At 56.3% G+C, this 25,960-nt stretch carries 25 protein-coding genes; 23 read left to right on the top strand and 2 right to left on the bottom strand.

Features of this window, described 5'->3' with window-relative positions:
- Positions 1 to 137: 137 nt before the first annotated feature.
- Entirely contained in the window at positions 138 to 1,490 is a 1,353-nt protein-coding gene (locus tag CPA45_RS15045; RefSeq protein WP_096652837.1) for an erythromycin esterase family protein, read from the bottom strand.
- 179 nt (positions 1,491 to 1,669) lie between these two features.
- On the opposite strand from CPA45_RS15045, the gene CPA45_RS15040 reads away from it, so the two are divergent.
- The 15 genes from CPA45_RS15040 to CPA45_RS14975 all read left to right on the top strand — a co-directional run bounded on the left by CPA45_RS15040 (position 1,670) and on the right by CPA45_RS14975 (position 15,643).
- A complete protein-coding gene (locus tag CPA45_RS15040) occupies positions 1,670 to 2,035 on the top strand; it encodes an SH3 domain-containing protein (RefSeq protein ID WP_096652835.1) in 366 nt (121 codons plus the stop codon).
- A gap of 119 nt (positions 2,036 to 2,154) precedes the next feature.
- Complete coding sequence (locus CPA45_RS15035) at positions 2,155 to 2,598, top strand: hypothetical protein (RefSeq protein ID WP_096652833.1); 444 nt, start codon at positions 2,155 to 2,157, stop codon at positions 2,596 to 2,598.
- A gap of 112 nt (positions 2,599 to 2,710) precedes the next feature.
- Positions 2,711 to 2,962, top strand: a complete 252-nt coding sequence (locus tag CPA45_RS22720) for a hypothetical protein (protein ID WP_133066790.1) — start codon at positions 2,711 to 2,713, stop codon at positions 2,960 to 2,962.
- Between the two features lie 141 nt (positions 2,963 to 3,103).
- The gene (locus CPA45_RS15030; RefSeq protein ID WP_096652832.1) at positions 3,104 to 3,661 is read left to right on the top strand and encodes an OsmC family protein; all 558 of its coding nucleotides are present in this window, start codon (positions 3,104 to 3,106) and stop codon (positions 3,659 to 3,661) included.
- 60 nt (positions 3,662 to 3,721) lie between these two features.
- On the top strand, positions 3,722 to 4,891 hold the full coding sequence (locus CPA45_RS15025; protein WP_244287619.1) for an acyl-CoA dehydrogenase family protein: 1,170 nt from the start codon (positions 3,722 to 3,724) through the stop codon (positions 4,889 to 4,891).
- The gene (locus tag CPA45_RS15020; RefSeq protein WP_096652830.1) at positions 4,888 to 6,222 is read left to right on the top strand and encodes an FAD-dependent oxidoreductase; all 1,335 of its coding nucleotides are present in this window, start codon (positions 4,888 to 4,890) and stop codon (positions 6,220 to 6,222) included. Before CPA45_RS15025 ends, CPA45_RS15020 begins: the two co-directional genes overlap by 4 nt.
- A gap of 52 nt (positions 6,223 to 6,274) precedes the next feature.
- Positions 6,275 to 7,663, top strand: a complete 1,389-nt coding sequence (locus CPA45_RS15015; RefSeq protein ID WP_096652828.1) for an ABC transporter substrate-binding protein — start codon at positions 6,275 to 6,277, stop codon at positions 7,661 to 7,663.
- A 17-nt stretch (positions 7,664 to 7,680) separates the two neighbouring features.
- Positions 7,681 to 8,526, top strand: coding sequence for a nitrate ABC transporter permease (ntrB, locus tag CPA45_RS15010; RefSeq protein WP_096652826.1), 846 nt, complete (start codon positions 7,681 to 7,683; stop codon positions 8,524 to 8,526).
- The gene (locus CPA45_RS15005; protein WP_096652824.1) at positions 8,516 to 9,445 is read left to right on the top strand and encodes an ABC transporter ATP-binding protein; all 930 of its coding nucleotides are present in this window, start codon (positions 8,516 to 8,518) and stop codon (positions 9,443 to 9,445) included. The genes ntrB and CPA45_RS15005 overlap by 11 nt, the downstream gene beginning before the upstream one ends.
- 47 nt (positions 9,446 to 9,492) lie before the next feature.
- Positions 9,493 to 9,942, top strand: a complete 450-nt coding sequence (gene cynS / locus CPA45_RS15000) for a cyanase (RefSeq protein WP_096652822.1) — start codon at positions 9,493 to 9,495, stop codon at positions 9,940 to 9,942.
- 159 nt (positions 9,943 to 10,101) lie between these two features.
- A complete protein-coding gene (locus tag CPA45_RS14995; RefSeq protein WP_208858519.1) occupies positions 10,102 to 11,637 on the top strand; it encodes a sigma-54 interaction domain-containing protein in 1,536 nt (511 codons plus the stop codon).
- Positions 11,638 to 11,842: 205 nt separating this feature from the next.
- A complete protein-coding gene (locus CPA45_RS14990; RefSeq protein WP_096652820.1) occupies positions 11,843 to 12,310 on the top strand; it encodes an OsmC family protein in 468 nt (155 codons plus the stop codon).
- Between the two features lie 119 nt (positions 12,311 to 12,429).
- Entirely contained in the window at positions 12,430 to 13,449 is a 1,020-nt protein-coding gene (locus tag CPA45_RS14985) for an OmpA family protein (RefSeq protein WP_165771567.1), read from the top strand.
- Between the two features lie 237 nt (positions 13,450 to 13,686).
- The gene (nosP, locus tag CPA45_RS14980) at positions 13,687 to 14,841 is read left to right on the top strand and encodes a nitric oxide-sensing protein NosP (protein WP_096652816.1); all 1,155 of its coding nucleotides are present in this window, start codon (positions 13,687 to 13,689) and stop codon (positions 14,839 to 14,841) included.
- Positions 14,834 to 15,643 (top strand): diguanylate cyclase domain-containing protein, encoded by an 810-nt coding sequence (locus CPA45_RS14975; RefSeq protein WP_096652814.1) that lies wholly within the window; start codon positions 14,834 to 14,836, stop codon positions 15,641 to 15,643. Before nosP ends, CPA45_RS14975 begins: the two co-directional genes overlap by 8 nt.
- Positions 15,644 to 15,671: 28 nt before the next feature.
- On the opposite strand, the gene CPA45_RS14970 is transcribed toward CPA45_RS14975, so the two are convergent.
- Positions 15,672 to 16,559, bottom strand: a complete 888-nt coding sequence (locus CPA45_RS14970) for a LysR family transcriptional regulator (RefSeq protein WP_096652812.1) — start codon at positions 16,557 to 16,559, stop codon at positions 15,672 to 15,674.
- A gap of 176 nt (positions 16,560 to 16,735) precedes the next feature.
- Here CPA45_RS14970 and leuC point away from each other — a divergent pair, with 176 nt between their 5' ends.
- From leuC to trpB, 8 genes are all read left to right on the top strand, one after another.
- A complete protein-coding gene (leuC, locus tag CPA45_RS14965; protein WP_096652810.1) occupies positions 16,736 to 18,187 on the top strand; it encodes a 3-isopropylmalate dehydratase large subunit in 1,452 nt (483 codons plus the stop codon).
- A gap of 3 nt (positions 18,188 to 18,190) precedes the next feature.
- Positions 18,191 to 18,838, top strand: coding sequence for a 3-isopropylmalate dehydratase small subunit (gene leuD, locus CPA45_RS14960; RefSeq protein WP_078087778.1), 648 nt, complete (start codon positions 18,191 to 18,193; stop codon positions 18,836 to 18,838).
- Positions 18,839 to 18,873: 35 nt separating this feature from the next.
- The gene (gene leuB, locus CPA45_RS14955) at positions 18,874 to 19,956 is read left to right on the top strand and encodes a 3-isopropylmalate dehydrogenase (protein ID WP_096652808.1); all 1,083 of its coding nucleotides are present in this window, start codon (positions 18,874 to 18,876) and stop codon (positions 19,954 to 19,956) included.
- 119 nt (positions 19,957 to 20,075) lie between these two features.
- Positions 20,076 to 21,188, top strand: coding sequence for an aspartate-semialdehyde dehydrogenase (gene asd, locus CPA45_RS14950; RefSeq protein WP_096652806.1), 1,113 nt, complete (start codon positions 20,076 to 20,078; stop codon positions 21,186 to 21,188).
- Positions 21,189 to 21,425: 237 nt separating this feature from the next.
- Complete coding sequence (locus tag CPA45_RS14945; RefSeq protein WP_096652804.1) at positions 21,426 to 23,039, top strand: type IV pilus assembly protein FimV; 1,614 nt, start codon at positions 21,426 to 21,428, stop codon at positions 23,037 to 23,039.
- 29 nt (positions 23,040 to 23,068) lie between these two features.
- Positions 23,069 to 24,004 (top strand): tRNA pseudouridine(38-40) synthase TruA, encoded by a 936-nt coding sequence (gene truA, locus CPA45_RS14940; RefSeq protein WP_096652802.1) that lies wholly within the window; start codon positions 23,069 to 23,071, stop codon positions 24,002 to 24,004.
- Positions 24,001 to 24,636, top strand: coding sequence for a phosphoribosylanthranilate isomerase (locus CPA45_RS14935; RefSeq protein WP_096652800.1), 636 nt, complete (start codon positions 24,001 to 24,003; stop codon positions 24,634 to 24,636). Before truA ends, CPA45_RS14935 begins: the two co-directional genes overlap by 4 nt.
- 85 nt (positions 24,637 to 24,721) lie before the next feature.
- Positions 24,722 to 25,960: a tryptophan synthase subunit beta gene (gene trpB / locus CPA45_RS14930; RefSeq protein ID WP_096652798.1), complete on the top strand. Its 1,239-nt coding sequence runs from the start codon at positions 24,722 to 24,724 to the stop codon at positions 25,958 to 25,960.

Raw genomic sequence — 25,960 nt, 5'->3', positions numbered from 1 at the left:
GAAATGTAGCAGCCCAACTATTTCCCAATGTGGCTACGTATTTAGGGCGTTGCCATAATCGTCCTGCTTGGCTTCGTTGCATCGATGGATACCATCGATGCATGGCAGCGTAGCTGGCTTTATAAATAAAAGCCCTCTTACAAGGGGTTTAGTGCTTGGGTCTCGTCAAAGTAAATGAAGCCGTCGTAGCGGCGAGTCAGGATAGTTGGCACGTAGGCTTCGTTCGGTGGGGTATAAATCACGCCGATGGCACGTTGGTGGCGCGGCGCAAGCAAATCACCCTGGCGTGCAGTGTCGTCAAACAGAAACAGGCCCTGCTGAATCCCACTCTGGTGTAGTAGGCCTTCATAGCTTTCTGGGTGAGCGGGTACGACAGCTATTTCTTGCTGCCCTTCGCCCCAGGATGGGCTGGCGATGACGGAGCCTTGATAAGTGCCAAAGCCGAGTATAAAGACATCATCTTCGCCTTCACTGATACGTAGTAAATGCCCGATATTGACCTCGCCACGATTACTCATGTTAGTGGCTGCTGAATCTCCCACGTGGGTATTGTGCGCCCATACAATCCCTCGGCTTTCTTCTCCATGGCGTTTGGCTAGGCGCAGCAGTGACTCATGCATAAAGCGAGCGCGGGCATTCCAAGATTCCGGCCCTAGCTGTGTGGCGCCGTGAAATTGTGCTTCTGCGCGTTTGGCGACTAATGCATTTTCGCGAGCCACCCAGGTTGCCTTGTCGGCGTCTGCTGGATTACCACCTAATTGGTCGTGTAACAGCTTGGCAGCGAGTGCCATCTGGTTATTGAGACGCTCTCCGCCGTATACCAAGTGCTGGGCGTAGCCGCGGAACTCTTCTGGGAAGTCGAGCATACGGTGATAGGCATCAGCCACTTGCGGGTAGTTACTGGGATCATTGTGCTGAAACCAGGCCAGCACATGTTCCATTGAGTCTTGCGGGTCTTGCATATCAATACCAAAAACGCCTACTCGCTGCGCCATTGGGCGTTCGGCATTGTGGGCGCGCAGCCAGTCCAGAAAGTCCGCAAAATCCTCATTGATCCACATCCAACGGGGCCAGCGAATAGCGTGGTTACGCAGCAGTGTGCGGGCATCTCCCGAGGCATTGTCTTCAACAGAGTCACGCAGTTTCACGAAGTCGTTTAGCTGATAAATGGCATGCCAATCGCCTTCTACGGCAATAAATGAAAAGTCGTGATTGGTAATTAGCTCGCGGGAAATCTCGGCACGCCAGTGATAGTACTCGTGGGTTCCATGGGTCGACTCACCCAACAACACGAAGCGGCGTTCGCCAATGGCGTCATACATAGGAGCTAGATGTGCTGGTTCAGAGAGGGGAAGTACGCTGCTTTCAAAGAAGGCGCGATAGTGTTGTTCAGAGGCTTGCACTTTAGCAGCCACTGCTGACCCTAAGGCTACAACCAAAATCAGTAGTAACTGCCAGCGTCTTATTCGTTGTCTGGGTTTGCAAAGCATTATCAACCCTCTTTTAGCTAATTTGCAGTGATGGTTCTTAATTGGCAATCTTGAGTTAACTTACCTTATTGCAGTGTATGACGTTCTTGAAGTGTTCACTGTGAAATGGGTAGGGCCAACGCTACCAATGACCTTTACGGGCCTCCAGGTCTCGATACTAACTAGAGTTTTATAGCCACATGAGTACTAAGAAATATCTCGTTACAAGATCCCATGAAAGTGAGTTCCCTAGCCCCATTACTTTCCAAAAAGGTGATTTTCTTACGGTTGGTGAAGAGTATGAAGGGGCTGAAAGCTGGGATAACTGGTTCTTTTGCAGTACGTCAGGGCAAGAACCAGGCTGGGTTCCTGGTCAAGTGATTGAGCGCTTCGGTGGCTCTAGCGGGCGAGCACTTGATGACTATACGGCAAGAGAGCTCAATGTGCTGGAGGGGGAATTACTGGTTGGCACAAAGAGTTTGAATGGTTGGGTATGGTGTGAAAAATCTGCCTGCCCAGAATCAGGGTGGGTGCCATTAGAGAACTTAAAAGAGGTTTCGGAGTAGCCGCTGTGGCTGGCTAATGAAGCCATTAAGTTTTCTCCTGTGGCCGCTAGGTCTTTTCTCACTTGATAGCTTATGGCGGCCAGTTGTTGGTAGCCGTATAACTGTTTTAGGAGACGTTGATGTCTATTGACCCCATTGCTGTATGGGCGAATATGAAGTTGAAGGTCTGGCCTGAGCGGTACTGGATGCTGGATCTTGGCGATGCATCCGCTCAAGATGCTGCTGGCGCGTTTGTTACGAGTGTTGGCCGCTATAGTTGTTTGATTCGTGACCAAGCCGGTGTGTCAGCTATTGTCGAGGAGGAAGCAGTCGAGCGTTTGAAGTCCGAAGCTTTGGTTAGGGACTGCTTCGGCCCATTTCGAGTCGTGTCCACGGATGGAGAGCTCCCTTTCGACGTTATTGGCTTCCTTGGCCCTGTTTTAAAAGTGCTCAATGACGAGGGCATCAAAGCAGGCCCTCAGTGTGGAGCTGTATTCGATCATCTGTTCATTTACGAACGGGATGCTGAACGCGCAAAAATGCTGATCGAGGGTTTTATTAGCAAGGCTAGGGATAGTCAATGACTCTACGCAGGGCTTACTACCCAGCAGCGTCTCATGACTCTAAGTGTCGTCTTCGCCATAAGTCAGCCGGTGGCTCGGCCACCAGGGGCGGCGACTTTATCTGACGTCTGCCGTGCGCAACTCCCAGGGTGCCCAGACTGACTCCACGCTCTGGAAGGTATCATCTGACAGCGCCCCCGCCGGTCTTCCGGCGGGGGCGCTCTGTTTCTACCTGCCTGCCCCATCCGATGCTAGCGGCGTCGGCGGCGGCCACTTCAGCTGCGCGGTAATGTCATCTTTCCTTTTGTGCGACGCACCAATTGTCGACATTGCCGACAAAATGTCCGACTTTGTCGAGTTGCCACCCTTCGGTGCGTTGGTGTAGTTATGTCTTCAAGTATCTAAAAATAAACATTTTTTTCTCCTATTTTTAGGTTTGGCCTAGCGGTTGCTTAGACTTGATGAAGATCAAGGGCGCGCAGTGCGCCAAGCCGAAACGCTACCGACCTAATGACAGGAGAAGACCATGACTACCCTTGCCGACACACCTACCACCGTGAAGAGCCAGCTGCGCCCCATCGATCGTGACGGTCTGATGGCCTTTGCCGAGAAGGGCCGCAGCAACCCCGCCAGCCGCGGCACCAACAAGGTGCACACCGTGACCGAGGGGCAGTACCGCACCATCAGTCATGTCAGCGGCCACCAGGTGGTGGTGGATGAGCCCCTGCACCTGTTCGGTGAGGACACCGCGCCGGCGCCCGGCGAGATCGTGCTCTCTGGCCTCGGCGGTTGCTTGGCGGTAGGGATCACCGCCGTGGCCACCTGGAAGCAGGTCAAACTGAGCCGTCTGGAGATCTTCCTGGAAGGCGATATCGGCAACCCCGCGGCCTGGGGCGCTGGCGGTGCCGAGAAGCTTCCGCCCGAGATGGGCTTCCAGGAGATCCGCGTCAAGGTATTGGTCGAGGGCGACGCCAGCCGCGAGGAGCTCGATGAGATCGTCCGGCACGCCAATTTCTACTCGCCGGTGGCCAACACTATGCGTAACCCGATCGCCTTCAGCATCGGCTTGGCGGATCCCGAGTAAGTCGCGCCCCGCGGCGTCACCGGCGCCGCGGCCTTCGAACGCTTTCACGGAGTCATGACCATGATCGACGCCGCAACCGTCACCCCCTCCCGTTCTGTGCCTGTGCCGGGCATGCCATCGCCGCCGCTGCCGGATTCCGGTGTCGGGCTCCTGGGCCAGGTCGAGCAGATCGCCGCCGGACCGCTGGCCGAGATGGCCGGGCGCATCGACCAGGGCCACTATCCGCTCGAGATCATGGCGTCACTGGGGCGTGCCGGCGGCCTGGGGGCGCATCTGTCCTGCAACGGCCAGCGCTTCGACCGGGCCATCGGCGCCATGGAAGCCATCAGTCGGCGCTGTGGTACCACTGGCTTCCTGGTGTGGGCCCACGATGTCTTCGGCCTCTATCTGGAGCAGTCGGGTAATCCAGCGCTTACCGGCCGCTTTCTGGAGCGCCATGCCAGCGGCGCCAGCTTTGGTGGTACCGCGCTCTCCAATCCCATGAAGGCGCTGTCGGGTATCGAGAGCCTGGCGTTGCGGGCACGTCAGGTACCCGGCGGCTACCGGGTCAGCGGCACCCTGCCGTGGGTTAGCCATATTGCCCACGGGCAGTACTGCGGCGCCATCGCGGGGGTCGAGGGGGCTGACGGTAGCCTCTCCCACGAGATCATGTTCGTGCTGCACTGCCGTGACGAGGTGCAACTGCGCCAGTGCCCGGTGTTCTCCGGCATGGAGGGCTCGAGCACCTGGAGCATCGTGCTCAAGGATTACTTCGTCAGCAAGGATGACCTGATCGCCGATCCGGCACGACCTTTCATCGCCCGCATCAAGGCCGCCTTCATCCTGCTGCAGGCCGGCATGGCGCTGGGCGTCAGCCAGGGCAGCATCGACTCGATCCGCGAGGTGGAGCCGGCTCTGGGGCACGTCAACCAGCACTTGGATGAACGCCCCGATGCGCTACAGGCGGAGCTGGATGATCTGCGCGAACGTGCTCTGACCCTGGCCAGCACACCCTTCGAGACCAGCCGCGACTACCTGCTGGAGGTGCTGGATGCCCGGGTCCAGGGATCCGAGCTGGCGCTGCGGGCTTCGCAGTCGGCGCTGCTGCACCAAGGCGCGCGGGGCTATCTGATGAGCGCGGCCCCCCAGCGCCGCATCCGCGAGGCGCATTTCGTGGCCATCGTCACCCCCGCCATCAAGCACCTGCGCTGGGAGATGGCGCGCCTGATGCGTGAGGAGATGCCGTCATGAGCGATGAACGTGCCTGGAAGCAGTATATCTGCCGCGCCTGCGGGCTGATCTACGACGAGGAGGAGGGCGATCCGGACAGCGGACTGGCCCCGGGGACCCGCTTCGAGGATATCCCCGACGACTGGGAGTGCCCGCTGTGCGGCGTGACCAAGGCGGACTTTGAGCCCTTCGAGAAGCGCGAGCCAGTGGAGGCCGTGGCCATCGAGTCAGGTCCTCGTCGCACCGGCGTGGTGGTGGTCGGCGCTGGTCTGGCCGGCTGGGCTGCGGTGGAGGCGTTGCGTGATCTGGATCGCGAGCTGCCGATCACCCTGGTCACCGCCTGTGACGGCGACCGCTACCACAAGCCGGAGCTGTCGGTGGCGCTGAGTCGCGGGCTAGACATTGCCGGGCTGGTCAAGGAGTCCGCTGTCGAGGCAGCGAGTCGCCTAGGGGTGCAGCTGCTGGTTCGGACCTTCGTCACCGGCCTCTCACCTGCCCAGCGCCGACTGCGCACCACTCGCGGCACCCTGGGCTACACCGGCTTGGTGCTGGCGCTGGGGGCGACCCCGGCGCTGCCCGCAGCACTCGCCCCGCAGCACTGTTGGCGTGTTAACGATCTGGCTGGCTGGGGTGGGCTGCAGCGCCGGTTGTCCGACGGTCCCGTGCGGGTCGCGGTGGTGGGCGGCGGCATGATCGGTTGCGAGCTGGCCGAGGACTTGGCCCGGGCGGGCCATGCGGTAAGCCTGCTGGATCGGCACCGCTACCCGCTGGCATCGCTGCTGCCCGAGAACGCTGGCCATCGGCTGCTGGAAAACCAGCGGTCGCTGGGCATTGCGTTTCGTGCTGAGGCGCAGGTCGCCGCCATCGAGCCGCTGGCCAGCGGCGAGCGGGCGGTAGTGCTGGAGGATGGCGAACGCCTAGTGGTGGATCAGGTAGTGGCGGCGACGGGGCTGGTCACCGAACCGCGCCTGGCCCGTCAGGCCGGTCTCGACTTTGAGCACGGCATCCGGGTCGATCCTCACACCCTGCAGACCAGTGCCCCCGATGTCTTCGCCCTGGGCGACTGCATCACCATCGATGATGCACCATGCCGCTTCATCGAGCCGCTGGCCCGCCAAGCCGAGGCCATTGCTCATGCGCTGCTGGGGCGTGCTCACCCCGGCTATGCCCATGCCGCACCGGTGGTGAGGCTCAAGACCCGAGGCCTGCCGATCACCCTGCACGGCCGACCCGTTCCCGAAGGCGAGTGGGTCATCCTGAATGACGGCCCGCAGGCGCTGCAGATGGAGCAGCGTCTCGGTGGGGAGGTGGTGGCTACTCTGCAGATTGGTGCTGCCCGGCACGCCGCCTGATCCTGATTCTATCGGCGACACGGTTACTCCGCATTATCACGAGGACAAGTCCATGAGCGATAACAATATCTACCGTCCCTATTCGAGCGACTCACGGCTGGGTGGCTGCAGCTGCGGTCGCCACGACAGCCAGGCGCAGCACGACGCCGAGGCCCGTCAGGCCCGGGCCAGCGACCCCGACTACCTCTCCCGCGACTTCGTCGAGGCCGCTGCGGTCAAGGCGCTGTTCCCCCACGACGCCACCCGGCGCCGCTTTCTCAAGGCGGTGGGGACGGGCACCGCCATGGCGGCCATCGCCAGCGTGCTGCCCATGGAGAGCCTGCAGGCCATGGCGGAAGAGCGCCAGGGGCCACTGGAGAAGAAGGACCTGAGAGTAGGCTTCATTCCGATCAACTGCGCCACGCCGCTGATCATGTCGGGGCCGCTGGGTTTCTATGCCGAGCAGGGGTTGAACGTCTCGCTGATCAAGAGCTCCGGCTGGGCCCTGGTGCGTGACCAAATGCTTAACGGCGAGCTGGACGCCTCGCACTTCCTGGCGCCGATGCCGCTGGCCATTTCGCTGGGGCTGGGCTCCTCGCGCCAGCCGATGCGCGTAGCCACCATTCAGAACACCAACGGCCAGGCCATCACCCTGGCCATGAAACACAAGGAGAACCGCGATCCGCGCAACTGGAAAGGGTTTCGCTTCGCGATTCCCTTCGAATACTCGATGCATAACTTCCTGCTGCGCTACTACCTGGCCGAGCATGGGCTCGACCCGGACCACGATGTGCAGCTGCGGATCACGCCGCCGGCGGAGATGGTGGCCAACCTGCGCGCCGGCAATATCGATGGCTTCCTGGGGCCCGACCCCTTCAACCAGCGTGCTGTCTACGACCAGATCGGCTTCCTGCATGTGCTGACCAAGGACCTCTGGAACGGCCACCCCTGTTGCTCCTTCGGCATGTCCGAGGCGTTTATCCAGGAGAATCCCAACACCTTCGCTGCGCTCTATCGGGCGGTACTCAACGCCGCTGCCATGGCCCGGGATCCGGCCAATCTCACGACCATCTCCGAGGCGATCTCTACCCCCAACTACCTCAATCAGCCGGAAATCGTGATTCGCCAGGCACTGACCGGGCGCTATGCCGACGGCCTGGGTGGGATCATGGACGAGCCTGAGCGCTCCGGTTTCGACCCCATGCCGTGGTACGGCATGGCCACCTGGATGCTGACCCAGATGAAGCGCTGGGGCTATCTGCAACAGCAAGTCGACTTCAAGGAACTGGCTGAGGAGGTGTTCCTGATGACTGATGCGCGTCGCCAGATGGGCGAGCTAGGCATGGCCGAGGCGGAGCAGGCGCCGCTGGACGGATATCCGAGCTTCGAGGTCATGGGGCGTACCTTCGACCCGCACCGGGCCGATGATTATCTCGAGAGCCTGCCGCTCTATCGCGGCTGAACTGAGGAGCCATTACCATGGACAAGACCTTGAAACTACGTGCGGCCTTGCTCTCCTGCCTGCTGCTGCTGGCACTGGTCGCCATCTGGCACGTGGCCACCCAGACCATCGCCGCTGGCGACGAGGGGCTGGACCCCGAGTACGCGATGCTGATGGGGCTCTCCGCTGAGAGCGAGAAGAGCGGCGGGTTTCCGACCCCCGCCGAGTTCGGTGCCAGCGCCCTGGGGCATCTGGCCAGTCCCTTCTACGACAACGGCCCCAACGACAAGGGCATTGGCATCCAGCTAATGCACTCCCTGTGGCGGGTGGGTGCCGGCTTCATGCTGGCCATGATCGTGGCGATTCCGCTGGGCTTTCTGATCGGCATGTCGCCGCTGCTCTACCAGACCCTCAACCCCTTCATCCAGGTGCTCAAGCCGATCTCGCCGCTGGCCTGGATGCCCATCGCGCTCTACACCATCAAGGACTCCACGATCTCGGCGATCTTCGTAATCTTCATCTGCTCCATCTGGCCGATGCTGGTCAACACTGCCTTCGGCGTGGCGGCGGTACGCAAGGATTGGCTCGATGTGGCCCGCACTCTGGAGGTCAATCCGCTGCGCAAGGCCTTCCGGGTGGTGCTGCCTGCCGCGGCGCCCACCATCATCACCGGCATGCGAATCTCCATGGGCATCGCCTGGTTGGTCATCGTGGCCGCGGAGATGCTGGTGGGGGGCACCGGCATCGGCTACTTCGTGTGGAACGAGTGGAACAATCTGTCGCTGAACAATGTGATCTTCGCGGTGCTGATGATCGGCCTTATCGGCATGCTACTGGACCTGATGTTTGCCCAACTGCAGAGGAAGGTGACCTATGTGGAATGAAACTCCTAGCAACGAGGCTCCCTTCGTCAAGGTCGAGGGCCTGACCAAGCAGTACCGCAGCGATCTGCCGCCGGTGTTCGAGAACGTCAGCTTCTCCATCCATAAAGGCGAGTTTATCTGCATCATCGGCCACTCCGGCTGTGGCAAGAGCACCATCCTCAACGCGCTGGCGGGGCTGGAGCAGGCCACCCGCGGTGGCATCGTAATGGCCGGCAAAGAGGTGGATGGCCCCAGTCTGGATCGCGGCGTGGTCTTCCAGAGCCATGCGCTGCTGCCCTGGCTGAGCGTGGAGGACAACATCGCCTTTGCGGTGCGCTCCCGCCATCCGCGCTGGTCGCGTAATCAGGTGGCCGAACATGGGGCTCGCTTCCTGAAAATGGTCGGCCTCAAGGACGCCGAGAAGAAGAAGCCTGCCGAGCTCTCCGGAGGCATGAAGCAGCGGGTCGGTATTGCCCGGGCCTTCGCCGTGGAGCCGAAGATGTTGCTGATGGACGAGCCCTTCGGCGCCTTGGACGCCCTGACCCGTGGCGTGATTCAGGACGAGCTGCTAAGGATCTGCGCCGACACCCGGCAGACGGTCTTTATGATCACCCACGATGTGGATGAAGCGATCCTACTGGCCGACAAAATTCTGCTGATGAGCAACGGCCCTCGGGCGCATATCGCCGAGATCGTCATCAACACCCTACCGCGAGACCGGCAGCGGGAGACCATGCACCACGATCCCCAGTTCTACCGGCTGCGCAACCATCTGGTGGACTTCCTGGTGCATCGCTCGAAGCAGCTTCAGGTGAATCGAAACCTCAAAGCGGCCTACGGCGAGCCCGTCGTGGTGCGCCCCGGCCTCGATTCCCTGAAGGTGGTGGCATCGCGTGACGAGGCCATCCCTGCCGCCCGCGTCGCGACTCGGCCGGCCTGAATCACCCTCGATAATCCCTTTTTCAACATGAGCAGGAGCAGCAAACGATGATTACCGACCGCAAGCAAGTGACCGAGATGATCCTCTCCGCCAAGGTGAGCAAGGGCCTGAAGTGGTGCGATGTAGCCCGAGCCGTCGGCCTGAGCAAGGAGTGGACCACCGCCGGCTGCCTCGGCCAGATGACATTCGACAAGCAGCAGGCCGAGGTGCTGGGGGAGATCTTCGGGCTCTCCGACGAGGCGGTGGCCTGGCTGCAGGTGGTGCCCTACAAGGGGTCGCTGCCCTCCGAGGTGCCCTCCGACCCGCTGATCTACCGCTGGTATGAGGTGGTCAGCGTCTATGGCACTACCATCAAAGAGCTGATCCACGAGGAGTTCGGTGATGGCATCATGAGTGCCATTGATTTCTCCATGGATATCCAGCGCGAGGAAAACCCCAACGGCGATCGGGTCAACGTGGTGCTCTCCGGCAAGTTCCTGCCCTACAAGAGCTATTGATCCTACAGCCAGCACATGGACTCCCTCCGGCCGTTTGTGGCCGGAGGGCGTTATCGTTTCGGGAGGTAGCCGATGGAGAGTCTCGTATCACCCCAGGAAGGGCGCTCGGAATCGCCGGGGGATGACGGGTGTTCCGCATCCTACTGGCGGACTCAGGAAATGCTGCTGCTGCAGCAGGTGATGGCGCTGGCCGGACGCGAGCTGGACCCGGGGCCGGCGCTTCAGGAGATGCTGCACCTGCTCTCGGAGCTGCTGGGTCTCAACCGGGGAAGGATCGTACTATTCGACGAAACGGGGGAGTCCGGGCAGATTCGCTATGCCTACGGGCTGACCCGCGAGGAGATGGCACGTGGACGCTACGCCCTCAACGAGGGCATCACCGGGCGAGTCCTGGCCAGCGGCCAGCTGGTGATCTCCCAGAACATCGACAACGACCCTCACTTCCTGGGGCGCATGGTGGAGCGTCGGCTGCTTCCAGAAGGGCCGGTCTCGTTTATCGCCCAGCCGATTCGCGTGGCCCAGCGTACCCTTGGTGTGCTGGCCTGTCATCGCATCCGGCACCGGCCGCGGCCGCTGGCCGATGATCTGCAGATTCTCAAGCTGCTGGCGGCCCATGCGGGCCAGCTGCTGCAGCTGCATGCCCAGATGCGCGAGCGCACTGAGTCGCTTCAGCAGCAGAACCGGCTGCTCTCACGGGCGCTGGACGCCAGCGCCAGTCGCTACGGCATCGTGGGCAACTCGCCGCGGCTGGTACAGGCGATTGCCGAGCTCGAACAGGTCTCGGACTCCACCGCCAGCGTGCTGCTGCTGGGCGAATCGGGTACCGGCAAGGAGCTCTTTGCCCGGGCCCTGCACTTGGCCAGCCCGCGGCGAGAGGCGCCCTTCATCAAGGTCAACTGTGCGGCGATCCCCGAGACACTGTTCGAGTCGGAGCTATTCGGCTACGAGAAGGGGGCTTTCACCGGGGCACAGTCCCTTCGCCAGGGTTCCTTCGAGCAGGCTGATGGCGGTACCCTGTTTCTCGACGAGATCGGCGAGCTGCCGCTCGCCATGCAGACCAAGCTGCTGCGTGCCCTGCAGGAGGGGTGCATCTCGCGCCTGGGGGGCAAGTGTGAGATTCGTACCGACGTGAGGCTGGTGGCGGCCACCAACCGTAACCTCGAGGAGGAAGTCGCTCGCGGCGCCTTCCGCCAGGATCTCTATTACAGGCTCAACGTCATTCCCATCCGGCTTCCCTCCCTAGCCCAGCGCAGCGGCGATATTCCGGCGCTGGCACTACACCACCTCAACCGAGTCAATCAGGCCAACCAGCGCAATGTGCACCTTACCGCCGGTGCCATCGAACGGCTCCAGCAGTATCCCTGGCCGGGTAATATTCGTGAGCTGGGCAACGTGATTGAACGTATGGTGCTGCTCTGCGATCATCCGGCACTGGAAGCTGCGGATATCGAACGCTTTCTGCCGGAGGCCTCTCTGCCACTGTCACCGGGCGCTGATCCCCGCGTGATCGACGCTGGCCCCGAGGAGACGCTGAGCGATGTGCGGCCCTATGTACCGGCCACCTCCCACAGTCCCGAGGCGCTCTATCGTGCCCTGCAGCGAGCGGGAGGCAACAAGACCCGTGCCGCCCAGCTGCTGGGCCTGACCCCTCGCCAGTATAGCTACCGCTGGAATAAGCTGGGGCTCTCCGGCTAGAGCGCCACCGTCGGGAGAGCGGTGGGGGGGATTACCTGCGTCACGGCTCGCTGTGGGGGCGTGCCGAAATTGATCGACATCCAGTCATAGGGTATCGGCGGTCGCGAGCGGCAGAGTACGGTCCGGGGGCTATATATAAATGCATCGTGGGCGAGCTGACTAGGGATAACGTCCGTTGAGCAAAAGTCAGCCTAAAGGAGAAGAAATGTCAGAGTATTATGCTGTGGTTAAGTGGGCTCGCGGTAAAGATGAAGCCTATCTTGATAATAAATATAGCCGAGGTCATGTATGGGAGTTTGACGGTGGTGCTTGTGTGCCTGCATCTTCATCGCCCCATATTGTTCCTCTGCCATATTCAGTTGAGCAAAATGTCGATCCTGAAGAAGCGTTTATTGCCTCTTTATCAAGTTGCCATATGCTTTTCTTTCTATCAGTCGCCGCCAAAAAAAGGTACGTGGTTGAAAGCTATACTGACGATGCTGTAGGCATTATGGAGAAAGATCAATCGGGGAAAATATCGATGACTAAGGTAACTCTCCGGCCAAAAGTTGTGTTTTCGGGTGACCGAATACCTTCAAGAGATGATCTTGAAAAAATGCATCACTTGTCCCATGAGCAATGTTTTATAGCTAACTCGGTAAAAACGGAGGTCACCACTGAAATCAATACTTAACAAGATGCATCGCCCGCAGTTTTCGTCCTTCGGCCGCTGCTGAGAGCATCTATCCCAACTGGTTAAGGAAATAATTTCATGGAATCCTGAGAAGGTGATATTGGCTTATGGAAAGTGGTATGAAAACTTATCCTATCTTTAGACTGATAAGTGACCTTTTTTTGAAAGGTGGGCTTTTATTGATAGCTGCATCGGCTATCGCTAATGAGCCTGGCAGCGATAACCCGCTAGTCAGCCGTTACAGTGGTGCCACGATGCATGGCTACCAGGAGCGTGAGTATGATGCGGTGGCACTGCCTTCTGGCCCCATACCAAGAGAGGCCTACCATACTCGAGACGGTTGGAATGCAGAGCTTCTTCGAGCAGTTGAAGTGCCACTTGAAGGCAGAGTGACGTGGATTACCTATCAGGCGCCTGAGAACAGAAGCACATTGGAGATATTGAGAAATTACCAGCAAGCACTTACCTCTGATGGTTTTGATGTGCTGTTCGAATGCGTTGGGCAAACAGACTGCGGCAGTCAAATGAGCATGTACGTACGCAATGTGGTGATCCCGCATAGTTATCGTCGAGAGCTGCGCAATGCTTTGGAGCCGCCCGTGATTTTGCGCGGTGATGCCCGTGCTCTGCTGGTCGAGCGTGAGAACGAAGAGGGCAGTGCCCATGTCTTTTTGTACGTTATGGACTTAAAGCAACCCGTTATTCATCAGGTTGTAGTCGAAGGGGAGCCGATGCATACCGGCCAGGTTCAGACAGGAGTGCGTAGCGCGGATGAGCTGCAGGCGTCGCTGACAGTTGAGGGGAAGGCGATTGTTGAAGGCATTTTCTTCGAGTATGACAGTGCTGAGATCCGGTCCGAATCTGTGGATGCTCTGGTTCAGATGGCCCAGCTGCTAGAAATGAACCCTGGGTTCGAAGTGCTGGTGGTGGGGCATACTGATAATCAAGGTAGTTTCGACTACAACGCAGAATTGTCTACGCGCCGCGCCGCCGCTGTACGTCAAACATTGGCCCGTGACTATGGTATAGCGACCGAGCGCATGACCGCAAAAGGAGCCAGCTTTATGGCACCTGTTGCTAGTAATGCCAGCGAGGAAGGGCGTGAGCTGAACCGCCGGGTAGAGCTAGTGCTGAGATAAGGGAGGAAATGCCTGCTCACAGACTATCGCCGTGCTCTGGGTGCTATACCACCTCGGCTGTTTTGGTGATTATAAGCGTAGCTTGCGTTATCAGAGAGATATGCCATACCTCAGGCTCTGCTCTACCGGTGTTTTGATCCTGTGTTTCATGTTTTGCGCTATCATGACTACCTCATAAGGCTATCTTTTTACTGCATTCGCGCAGTGGCTATGAAGAATAAAAATAGAGGTGGAGGTATGAGCAGCCAAATAATACGTACTGCGCACTCATCTGCCACAGAAGCTCGCCAAGCCGTGGCGGAGTTTCATGCCGCTGTGGTTCAGCAGGATATGGCGTTGGTGATTTTTTTCTGCTCTAGTGAATACGATCTTGATGTTCTCGCTGCGGAAATGAATCAGCGATTTTCCGGGGTTCAGGTGGTGGGTTGCACAACCGCAGGAGAAATTGGGCCAGCAGGCTATCTTCAGCACACTCTTACAGGAGCGAGCTTCCCGGCTGACAGTCACTTGGTTGTCAGCGGGCTATTGGAAGATCTAAGCCGGTTCGAAATTTCCAGAGCGCAGGTTTTTGTCCAGACGTTATTACAGCGCCTTGAAAGCAATGATCCAAAGGTCTGCCTGGAAAACCGCTTTGCACTATTGATGATAGATGGCATGTCTAGTCGCGAAGAGCCAGCGGCACATGCGTTGCAGTATGCTCTTGGCAAGATCCCACTGTTTGGCGGATCGGCGGGCGATGACCAGAAATTCGTCCGAACCTATGTGTTTAGTAACGGCAAGTTCCATGCTGATAGCGCCGTGCTGGTTCTGGTCAATACAGCTTTTCCCTTCATGACATTTAAAACTCAGCACTTTATTCCTACTGAAGAACGAATGGTGGTCACGGAGGCTGACTTATCAGAACGCATCGTTAAGGAGATCAACGGGCTGCCCGCCGCTGAGGAGTATGCGCGGATGTTAGGGGTCCGTGTGGATGAGCTCAATCCTATGCGCTTTGCCGCCTCACCGGTTGTCGTGATGATAGCGGGCACGAACTACGTTCGCTCCATTCAGCAGGCCAACCCCGATGGTAGTCTGACATTATATTCTGCTATTGAGGAAGGATTGGTGCTCCGGGTGGCACATGGCGCCGGATTGGTAAGTAATCTGGAACAGACGTTTGATAAAATCCATGCAGAACTTGGTCATCCCCAGCTAGTCATTGGGTGTGATTGCATCTTGCGTAAGCTGGAAGTTGTGCAAAACGGGCTACAAGGGCGTATCGCAGAAATATTTAAGGACAACAATACTATTGGTTTCAATAGTTATGGCGAACAGTTTCATGGTATCCACGTTAACCAGACGTTAACTGGGGTGGCCATTGGCTCGGCTCGGACTGGCACTGATGTCTGAACGCCTATCGAAAAACGTGGAAGCGAGCGTGCCAGCCTTGCAGGCCGAGATCGTGCGCTTGAACAAGATCATTCAAGCCCTGATGAATCGCGCTGAACGCACCGACAGCTTGCGTGGCTCTGATTTCAACCTAATCCATGCCACCATCACGCTGGAAGAGCAGGTGCGTCGCCGCACCATGGAACTGGAAGCTGCCAAGCTGGAGAACGAGAAGATAACCCGCGACCTGCGTGAGAGCGAAAAGCAAATTCGCCAACTTGCGTTTTATGACACCTTAACGCAACTTGCCAACCGCAGTTTGCTGACTGATCGCCTGAAACAGGCGATGGATGCCAGCGCACGTAGCGGATGCTATGGCGCGGTGATGTTTCTTGATTTGGATAACTTTAAGCCGCTCAACGATATGCATGGTCACCATGCAGGCGATTTGCTGCTGATCGAAGTAGGAAGCCGGCTGACCCAGTGCGTGCGAGGGGTGGATACTGTGGCGCGAATAGGTGGCGATGAATTTGTCGTCATGCTCGGTGAGCTGGATCAGGATTATGGGTCATCTATTGAGCGCTCAGGCATCGTCGCTGAGAAAATCCGCGCTACGCTAGCAGAACCGTACATTTTAACTCGCACGATGGAGGGAGGTGTAGTGGCGACGGTTGAACACCATTGCACTGCCAGTATTGGCGTGGCGCTATTTATTGACCATCAGGCCGGTCAGGAAGACGTCCTTAAATGGGCCGACTTGGCTATGTATCAGGCAAAGAAAGAAGGGCGCAATATCATTCGTTACTTCGACAACGCAGCTTGAGTGATAAGATATTTGAGTGCAGGATGCGTTAATTGCGCGTTGCTTCTAGCTCTTCAATCATTTTTTTTGCGGCGTTGGAGAGCGTGCGGTTGGTGTGAACTAGATAGCCTAGCGGCCGATGGATAGGCGCGGTGTCTACCTGTAGTTCGACCAGTTCACTATCGACCATCTTTTCCGGCAGCAGGCTCCAGCCGAGGCCTACTCCGCACATCATTTTTAGCGTTTCTAAATAGTTGGTAGACATGCTTACAGGCAGTGCTAAGCCTGCTTCAATAAAGCGTTGGCCGATAAGCGTGTGAGTGAAGGTTTTAGCTCCCGGTAACACACAGTTGAATTCACACAGTTCCGCTAGGCTGAGGGTGGCGTGGTTGTGGCGGATTCGCTGAGCCAGCGGATGGTCGGTAGCACACACAAAGCAGAGCCGGTCACGCCATAGCTCTACTACATGTAACTGCTCAATGGGATGAGGGGCAAGCGTTACAATTGCCATTTCTAACGTCCCATCTACCACACCTTGATAGGCTAGTTCGGAATCTAAAAAGTGTAGGTCCAGCGTTACCTCTGGGTGGCGCTGGGTGTACTGCTTTAACAATGGTGGCAGGCGGTGCAAGCCAATATGGTGGCTGGTGGCAAGAGTGAGTTTGCCGCCCACTTGGCCAGAAAGGTTGGCTAGGGCACGGCGGCTGTCTTCCACGGCAAATAGAATACGCTTGGCTTTGGGTAGCAACACATTACCTGCTTCTGTCAGCGCTATGCGTCGTCCGATGCGGTCAAATAATCGCGTGCCTAGCAGCCCCTCTAGAGTAGCAATGCGTTTGCTTACCGCTGGCTGGGTCAGGTACAGCTGCTCAGCAGCGCGAGAGAAACTTTGAGTTTCGGCAACTGCCAGAAATGCTTGCAGGCTTTGGGTATCCACTTATGTATCCCTGAGAATAGGTATTTCTAAAGCAAGTATTCCTGTTTGGAATCTAAAGTATGAATAACATGAATTGCTTTTATGTGCGAGTCGCGTAACACTCGCTTCATAGCATTTTAAGCAGCACGCAGAGGCTGCTATACCGAACTAGCAGGGCACAAGCCCAGGAGAGCCATATGTCAGGTCAAACCCTTTACGACAAACTCTGGAACCAGCATTTGGTGAAACAGCGTGACGACGGCACTGCGCTTATTTACATCGACCGCCAACTGCTCCATGAAGTGACTTCTCCTCAAGCGTTTGAAGGCCTGCGTTTAGCTAACCGCAAGCCCTGGCGTTTGGATGCCAATTTGGCAACTCCTGATCACAACGTGCCTACTACGGTTAAAGAGCGCGCTGAAGGTAACAGCGGTATTAAAGACCCAGTGTCGTTAATCCAGGTACAAACGTTGGATGACAACTGCCTGGCGTTTGGAATTGAAGAGTTCAAAATCAATGACCCGCGTCAGGGTATTGTGCACGTAGTTGGCCCAGAGCAAGGCGCAACACTGCCGGGCATGACTGTCGTATGTGGAGACTCTCACACCGCTACCCACGGAGCCTTTGGGGCCTTGGCCCACGGGATCGGTACCTCTGAGGTTGAGCACGTATTGGCTACCCAGTGCCTGTTGGCACAAAAAATGAAGAACATGCAGGTGCGCGTCGAGGGTGAGCTTGGCCTGGGTGTTACCGCTAAAGATGTTGTGTTGGCGATTATCGGTAAAATTGGTACTGCTGGTGGCACTGGCTATGCGATTGAATTTGCGGGCAGTGCTATTGAGTCGCTGTCTATGGAAGGCCGCATGACAGTGTGCAACATGGCGATTGAAGCCGGTGCCCGAGTGGGTCTTATCGCGGTGGATGACACGACAATTAATTATCTTGCCGAGCGCCCCTTTGCACCGACTGCAGAGCAGTGGGGAGCTGCCGTGGCTGATTGGCGTAACCTGGTATCGGATGCGGATGCTCAGTTCGATAAAGTGGTTGTCTTGAATGCCGAAGAGATTGAGCCGCAGGTAAGTTGGGGTACTAGCCCTGAAATGGTTACTGGTATTTCCGGCCAGGTGCCGGACCCCAAAGCCGCATTGGATGAAACCGTGCAGCGCAGCCACGCCCGAGCGCTTGAGTATATGGGCTTGCAGGCAAACCAGAAAATTACTGATATCAAGCTAGATAAAGTGTTTATCGGTTCTTGCACTAACTCGCGTATCGAAGATTTGCGCGAAGCTGCCAAAGTAGCCAAGGGCAAGAAAGTGGCTGATTCCATCAAGCTGGCCATGGTAGTGCCGGGCTCTGGCTTAGTGAAGCGTCAAGCGGAAGCAGAAGGTTTGGATAAGATATTTACGGAAGCGGGTTTTGAGTGGCGCGAGCCGGGGTGCTCAATGTGCTTGGCCATGAACGCCGATAAGCTGGGTGCTGGTGAGCACTGTGCATCTACTTCAAACCGTAATTTTGAAGGCCGTCAAGGCTATGGCGGTCGCACCCACTTAGTTAGCCCTGCGATGGCAGCAGCCGCCGCGATTGCCGGTCACTTTGTTGATGTGCGTACCTTGCCCGCTAACGATGCTAGCCATGCCCAGGAGGCCTAAGCCATGAAAAAGTTTGAACGTTTTGAAGGTGTGGTCGCGCCACTGGATCGTGCTAACGTCGACACCGACTTGATTATTCCGAAGCAGTTTTTAAAGTCAATCAAGCGCACAGGCTTTGGTGTCAACCTGTTTGACGAGCTGCGCTATTTAGATGAAGGCCAGCCGGGGCAAGACTGCTCGCAACGTCCATTAAACCCTGATTTTGTATTGAATCAGCCACGCTATCAGGGTGCTGAGGTGTTGCTGGCGCGTCGTAACTTCGGTTGTGGCAGTTCCCGTGAGCATGCCCCTTGGGCGCTGGAGGATTTTGGCTTTAAGGTAGTGATTGCGCCTAGCTTTGCCGATATTTTCTACAATAATGCGTTTAAAAACGGGATTTTGCTGATCACATTGGCGGAAGAAGAAGTAGACCGTTTATTTGCCGAAGCTGATGCTAATGAAGGCTATCAGCTGGATGTGGACTTAGAGCACCAGCGGGTGACTACCCCCAGCGGCGAGATTCTTGAGTTTGAAGTGGATGAATTCCGCAAACACTGCCTGCTGAATGGCCTGGATGATATTGGCATTACGTTGCAGGACGAAGAGGCTATTCGTTCCTTCGAAGAGACCCATCGCCAACAGCGTCCTTGGCTGTTCCGCCAACCTGCGTAAGCCACCTTCAACATTATTAATGCTAAGGAAGTTGTATGACTCATAAGGTATTACTGCTGCCGGGTGATGGCATCGGTCCGGAAATTGCGGCCCAGGCGGCGCGGTTACTGACAGCCTGCCAAGAAGCCGGTTTGGACATCGAGGTTGAAGAAGGCCTTGTGGGTGGCTCTGCCTACGATGTGCATGGTGAGCCGCTTCCTACGGAAACGTTGGATAAAGCCAAAGCAGCCAGCGCCATTTTGTTAGGTGCGGTGGGTGGCCCTAAGTGGGATAAGCTGGAAGACCTCTCCAAACGCCCTGAAAAAGGTCTGTTGGGGCTACGTAAGAATTTGGGTTTGTTCGGTAATCTTCGTCCGGCCATGCTCTACCCGCAGTTGGCTAGTGCCTCTAGCCTAAAGCCTGAGCTGGTAGCTGGGCTGGACATTATGATTGTTCGTGAGCTTACTGGAGGTATTTACTTCGGTCAGCCACGTGGCATCGAAGTGCGTAACGGCGAGAGAGTTGGCTTTAATACCTACATCTATTCCGAAAGTGAGATTGAGCGCATTGGCCGCGTGGCTTTTGAAATGGCTCAAAAACGCGGCAAGAAGCTCTGCTCGGTAGATAAAGCAAACGTACTGGAAGTGACCATTCTATGGCGTGAAGTCATGGATCGCTTAGCACCGGAATATCCTGATGTTGAGCTTTCCCACATGTACGTGGATAACGCTGCCATGCAGTTGGTGCGTGCACCGAAGCAGTTTGATGTGATGGTGACGGGCAATATGTTTGGCGATATTCTTTCCGATGCTGCCGCCATGCTCACAGGCTCTATCGGTATGCTGCCTTCTGCATCACTCAACGAGAGTGGGCAGGGCATGTACGAACCTTGTCACGGCAGCGCGCCAGATATCGCGGGGCAGAACATTGCCAACCCATTAGCCATGATGCTTTCTGTGGCGATGATGCTGCGCTACTCGCTAAATGAAGCAGCGATGGCCGAGCGAATCGAAGCGGCTGTTGGCAACGTGTTGGATGACGGGCTTCGCACTGCCGATATCGCATCCGAAGGCACGCGCCTTGTTTCCACCGTGGAAATGGGCGATGCGGTTCTAGCGGCATTTGCAAAGCAGTCATAAGTTAAGCAAGTCTGCTGTACCTGTTGTAACAATACTGGTCGGCCACCCCTGGGGGTGGCCGACGTTGTGTCTAATATTTGTGTATAATATTGGTCTCATTCTTAGTTGGAGGACTTCACATGTTGAAAGTCGGTTTCGTGGGATGGCGTGGTATGGTTGGCTCTGTGCTCATGCAGCGCATGCAAGAAGATGGTGATTTTAACGGCATTGAGCCGATTTTCTTCACCACTTCTCAAGTTGGCCAACCGGGTCCCGACATCGGCGTAGACGTACCTCCGCTGAAAGATGCATTCGATATCGAAGCGCTTAAGGCGCTTGACGTAGTGATTACCTGTCAAGGCGGTGATTACACCAAGCCGGTTTATAAAGACCTGCGTGCAGCAGGCTGGCAAGGCTACTGGATTGATGCTGCCAGTACCCTGCGCATGGAAGATGAAGCTACCATTATTCTGGACCCGGTTAACCGCCATGTGATCGACGCCCAGTTAGCGAAAGGCGCGAAAACATTTGTGGGCGGTAACTGTACCGTTAGTCTGATGCTGATGGGCCTAGGCGGTCTGTTCGAGGCCAACATGGTCGAGTGGATGACCTCCATGACCTATCAGGCTGCTTCAGGTTCCGGCGCTAAACATATGCGTGAGCTGTTGAACCAAATGGGTCAACTACGCGATAGCGTTGGTGAAGAGCTGAAAGATACGTCTAGCGCGATTCTCGACATTGATCGCAAAGTTACCGCCGCGATGCGAAGCAGCGATTTCCCCACCGATAACTTTGGCGCGCCGCTAGCGGGTAGCCTGCTGCCGTGGATTGATAGCAAGCTCGAAAGTGGCCAAAGCCGCGAAGAGTGGAAAGGTAGCGTTGAGACCAACAAAATTTTGGGCCTTCAAAACAACCCTATCCCCATCGACGGCCTGTGCGTACGCATTGGTGCAATGCGCTCTCACAGTCAGGCATTTACCATCAAGCTAAAGCAGGATGTGCCGCTTGATGAAATTGAAGAGCGTATTGCCAAGCATAACGAGTGGGTTAGGCTGATCCCCAATGACAAAGACGCCACCGTTGCGGGTCTAACGCCTGCCGCTGCCACTGGCACGCTACAAATTCCGGTAGGGCGTCTGCGTAAGCTAAATATGGGTGGCGAGTACTTATCTGCATTCAGTGTGGGTGACCAGCTACTTTGGGGTGCCGCAGAGCCACTTAAGCGTATGCTTAAAATTCTGCGTGAGCAGTAAGCAGAGCGCTTAATTCACGCCTAAAACGTTAGTCCAAAAGAGGGAAGCTGTTCGCAGCTTCCCTCTTTTTTTGGTCGCTATTTACGATTTATTTAAGCGCCAGTGTCATAAAAAAGCTGTGTGACATCATTGTAATTATTTTAAATTAGGTATAATTAATGAAGAATGCCTAGATATAGTGGAGAGTATCTCTAGGAGGTTTCGATCCAGAGGGGATCGACGGCAGTAGGGGCCTAAATGAAACAAAAGTTAGTAGGTTTGTTAGGGGTGTCGCTCAGTGCTGTTAGCACCTTGGCACTGGCTGTTGGCTTAGGCCCGGTGTCAGTTAATACGCCGCTAAATGCACCGCTTAGCGCAACGGTACCTTTACTGGATGCTGACCAGTATGCGTTAGATGATTTGCATATCACGGTGGCTAATGAAGCTGCTTTTACAGCACTGGGGTTGGAGTGGACTCCGTTAGCAGCGTCACTTCGCACAGAGTTGCGTGAGCAGTCGGGCGGTTATCAGTTGGTGCTGAGTTCCTCACAGGTTGTCGATGAACTATGGCTAGATGTTCTGCTAACCGTGTCTTCTCCTGAGGGTGAAACTAGCCAAGCGCTTACGCTGCTGCTTGATCTGCCTGATATGCGTAGTAGTACCCCGGATGTTGGACAACCGCTTATTAACGCTGCTGAGTCCAGTAGCGACTCCTCTGCACTAGATAATCGGGAGCGTAATGCAAGTAGTGGCGCTTCAGAGGCTAATAGTACTCTCTACGTGGCTAGTGGTGATTCGCTCTGGGGTGTTGCCGAGCGGGCAAAGCCTACTGATGCGAGTGTGCCGCAGATGGTCGTCGCGCTTGTGGACGCTAACCCTGAAGTATTCCCTTTGGGTGATATCGATAGTATGCGCGCCGGGCAAACATTAGCGATGCCCAGCTATGAAGCGATAATGGCCCGCTCGCCCAGTGATGCGCGACAAGCGTTTCGGGCGATGCGGCAGCCAGACGTAACCGATAGCGTACCAGGGGCCACTAGCCAACCAGTTCCAGAAACCGAGAGTGCTGAGCCTGCGGCTGCTCTCTCAACCACTCTCTCATCTACCCTCTCATCTACCCTCTCAGCCACCCCTGCATCGCCCGATGCTGAACAAGTTGTTGGAAGCGTAGGAATTACAGGAGTGACAGGAGAAGATGCGCCCAGTATTGCTGCCTCCCAAGCTGCGGTAGAAGTGCCAGAAGGGCAACAGCAGCCAGGCCTTTTGACACACTCTTCACAAGAGGAACAGTTGGAGGGACTGACGTTAAGTGATTTGGTCGAGCAGCTACAAGAAAGCCAAGCCATGTTTCAACCGGTGCTTGAAGAGCGCGAGCAGCTTCGTGCCGAGCTTACCGAGCTACGCCAAGAGATGGCTGCACTGACCGAAGCGCTCAGTGTGTCACAGCGGGAAGTGCAAACCGCAGTTGCCCTTGCTTCCACTGCCCGGGACGTTATGGTTGAGTCAGTTACTGGCGTTTCTGACAACTCCTACGGTATTTCGGAGCGGGTGGCTGCTTACCAATGGCCCATTGCCAGTGTTGCGCTAGCGTTACTGTTGGGGGCGCTGGTGTGGTCCCGTAAACGTCGTGAGCGTAAGTGGGAAGCTGTACCGCTGCAAACCGTGGTGCCGCCTACTCAGTGCTCAGCAACTCCCCAGCTAGAGGATGTGCCATTCACTTCCCCCTCGATACAACCCTCGCGCGCAGCACCAGTAGACCCAGCTCCAGTAGACTCAGCACCAGTAGACTCAGTACCAGCGGATGCAGTGCCAGTAGAGGAGTGGGAGGTTGAAGAGGTAGCATTCGAGCCGCGACGCCGGGATAATAGCTAACCCTTATATTCTCTAGATGACATGGCTTAATGACGCTGTTCTACCACTTTGACGAGACACAACCGCTGGCTGGCCGTTTGGCGATGGGCATTGAGTACGATGGCACTCGCTTTTGCGGATTTCAGCGACTAAAACATTCAGCCTCTGTTCAGCAGGCGGTTGAAGAGGCTTTGGCGAAGGTGGCCAATGCCCCGGTGACTATCCATGCCAGTGGGCGAACAGATTCTGGTGTACATGCTACCCGTCAGGTGATCCATTTTGATCCACCTGCACAGCGTACGGAAAAAGCCTGGATTTTTGGTGCCAATACCAATTTGCCAAGAGATGTTGCTATTCGTTGGGTGAAGCCGGTCTCTGATGACTTTCACTCGCGTTTGGGAGCGCTGGCGCGCCGCTACCGCTATATCCTGCTTAATCAAATTAGCCGCCCTGTGTTGGAGCGCAGCAATGTCACTTGGTGCCGAGACCCGCTAGACGCCGATGCTATGCATCGCGCAGCGCAAGCTCTGGTCGGGGAGCATGATTTTTCGAGCTTCCGAGCGGCGGGCTGCCAGTCCAAAACCCCATGGCGTCAAATGCATTTTGTTGAAGTAAAGCGCTATGGCCCGCTAGTGGTGATTGATATTCAGGGTAATGCGTTTTTACATCATATGATTCGCAATATTGCCGGTGCTCTGGTTAGTGTTGGGCGTGGTGCTCAAGATGAAGGGCACATTGAACGCCTGCTGGCATTGAAGAATCGCCGTCAAGGGGATGTGACTGCACCTGCTTGTGGCCTGCATTTTGTTGACTCTATTTACGATGAGCGTTTTGCATTGCCTCAAGAGCCGCTAGGGCCGAACATGTTGGCATTTACCGGTGAGTGGACAGGTGAACGTACGTTGCCTGATAGCCCTCGGATAGCAGCCCGGCGGAACCTGACCTTCAAAAAACGTGCCATACCCAAACAGGAGGCCTCGTCGTGAGTGTTAACTACGCACGCACGCGGATCAAGTTCTGCGGTTTTACCCGCCATGAAGATATTGCACAAGCTGTTGCACTGGGTGTCGATGCTCTGGGTTTTGTTATGTGGCCTAAAAGCGCCCGCAGCATAACGCCGGATACGCTTCAGGGGTTGGCAGCAAATGTACCTGCTTTTGTGACCAGGGTCGGGCTATTTGTGAATCAGCCTGCTGAGTTGATTGAGCAGTGCTTACCTTATTTGGACCTTATTCAATTCCATGGCGATGAACCGGCTTCGTTTTGTCAGCAGTTTGACCGGCCTTGGATCAAAGCCCTGCGTATGCGTGACGATATCGACCTTCATCAAGCTGCAGCAGAATATTCTGATGCCAAGGCACTGCTTCTCGATGCCTATCGGCCAGGCTCGCCGGGTGGAACAGGGGAGACCTTTGACTGGTCGAGAATCCCCGCAACCCTGGCGAAACCTGTTATCCTCGCCGGTGGGTTAACGGCAGGAAATATTGCTGCAGCGGTTAAGCAAGTTATGCCTTATGCTGTTGATGTATCTGGCGGTATCGAGGCATCTCATGGCGTTAAAGATGCCGATTTAATGGCGTCCTTTGTTAAACAAGTGACGTTAGCCAGCGCCCAATAGTTCACCGCGAGGGCGCGCCGGAAAAGCGGCTATGTCCTTGTGTAAGTTCATTCATTGTTTGCCTGTTCTGGCGATCTTGTGAGGTATGCCTGTGACTGTCTCAGCCACTGAAACGAAGTTCAGCGACCTAACCCGTATGCCGGATGCTCGTGGTCATTTTGGCCCCTACGGTGGCCGGTTTGTGTCAGAAACCCTGAGCTTTGCTCTGGAAGAGTTGGAGCAGACTTATCTAAGTCTCCGTGATGACCCGGCCTTCCAGGCAGAGTTTGACCGTGATCTTGCCCACTATGTGGGCCGCCCATCTCCGCTGTATCATGCCGAGCGCTGGTCGCAGTCGTTGGGTGGTGCGCAAATTTGGCTTAAACGCGAAGATTTAAACCATACAGGCGCTCATAAGGTAAATAACACTATCGGTCAGGCGCTACTGGCGAAAAAAACTGGTAAGCCAAGGGTGATTGCTGAGACTGGTGCAGGTCAACACGGTGTTGCCACGGCCACCGTTGCTGCCCGTTTAGGCCTCGAGTGTGATGTTTACATGGGGGCTGCGGACGTTCAGCGTCAAAAGCTCAATGTTTATCGCATGCATCTACTAGGTGCGCGGGTTATTCCGGTTGAGTCGGGTACACGCACATTAAAAGACGCGATGAACGAAGCACTGCGTGATTGGGTCACTAACGTCGATAACACCTTTTATATCATCGGTACGGTGGCTGGCCCGCACCCTTATCCGCAACTGGTGCGTGATTTCAACGCAGTGGTGGGGCGCGAGGCGAGACGCCAGTCGCTAGAGCAAATTGGCCGCCTGCCTGATGCGCTGGTAGCTTGTGTCGGCGGTGGCTCTAATGCACTGGGCCTCTTTTATCCGTTTGTTGAAGATGACGCGGTTGCTATGTATGGCGTTGAAGCCGGTGGCGATGGGTTAGAAACAGGACGTCATGCTGCACCGCTATCGTCCAATGCCCCTCGTGGTGTGTTACATGGCAATCGTACGTACCTAATGTCCGATGAGGCAGGCCAAGTGTCGGATACGCACTCGATCTCAGCAGGCCTTGATTACCCAGGTGTTGGCCCTGAACACGCTTTGTGGAAAGACGTTGGTCGTGTTAACTACGTGGCTGCAAACGATAAAGAAGTGTTGGAGGCCTTCCGTGAATTGACCCATATGGAAGGCATCATGCCAGCGCTTGAGTCGGCTCATGCGCTGGCGCATGCAAAGGTGTTAGCGCCAACAATGCGCACCGACCAGCACATTGTGGTCAACCTCTCTGGCCGTGGTGATAAAGACATTATGACCGTGGCGAACATCGACGGCATCGAGTTTTAG

It is taken from the genome of Vreelandella nigrificans (assembly GCF_002374315.1).
In the GTDB taxonomy this organism is placed as follows: Bacteria; Pseudomonadota; Gammaproteobacteria; order Pseudomonadales; family Halomonadaceae; genus Vreelandella; species Vreelandella nigrificans.
The sequence above is the reverse complement of the archived record's forward strand: the minus strand, read 5'-3'. Positions and strand labels throughout refer to the sequence as shown.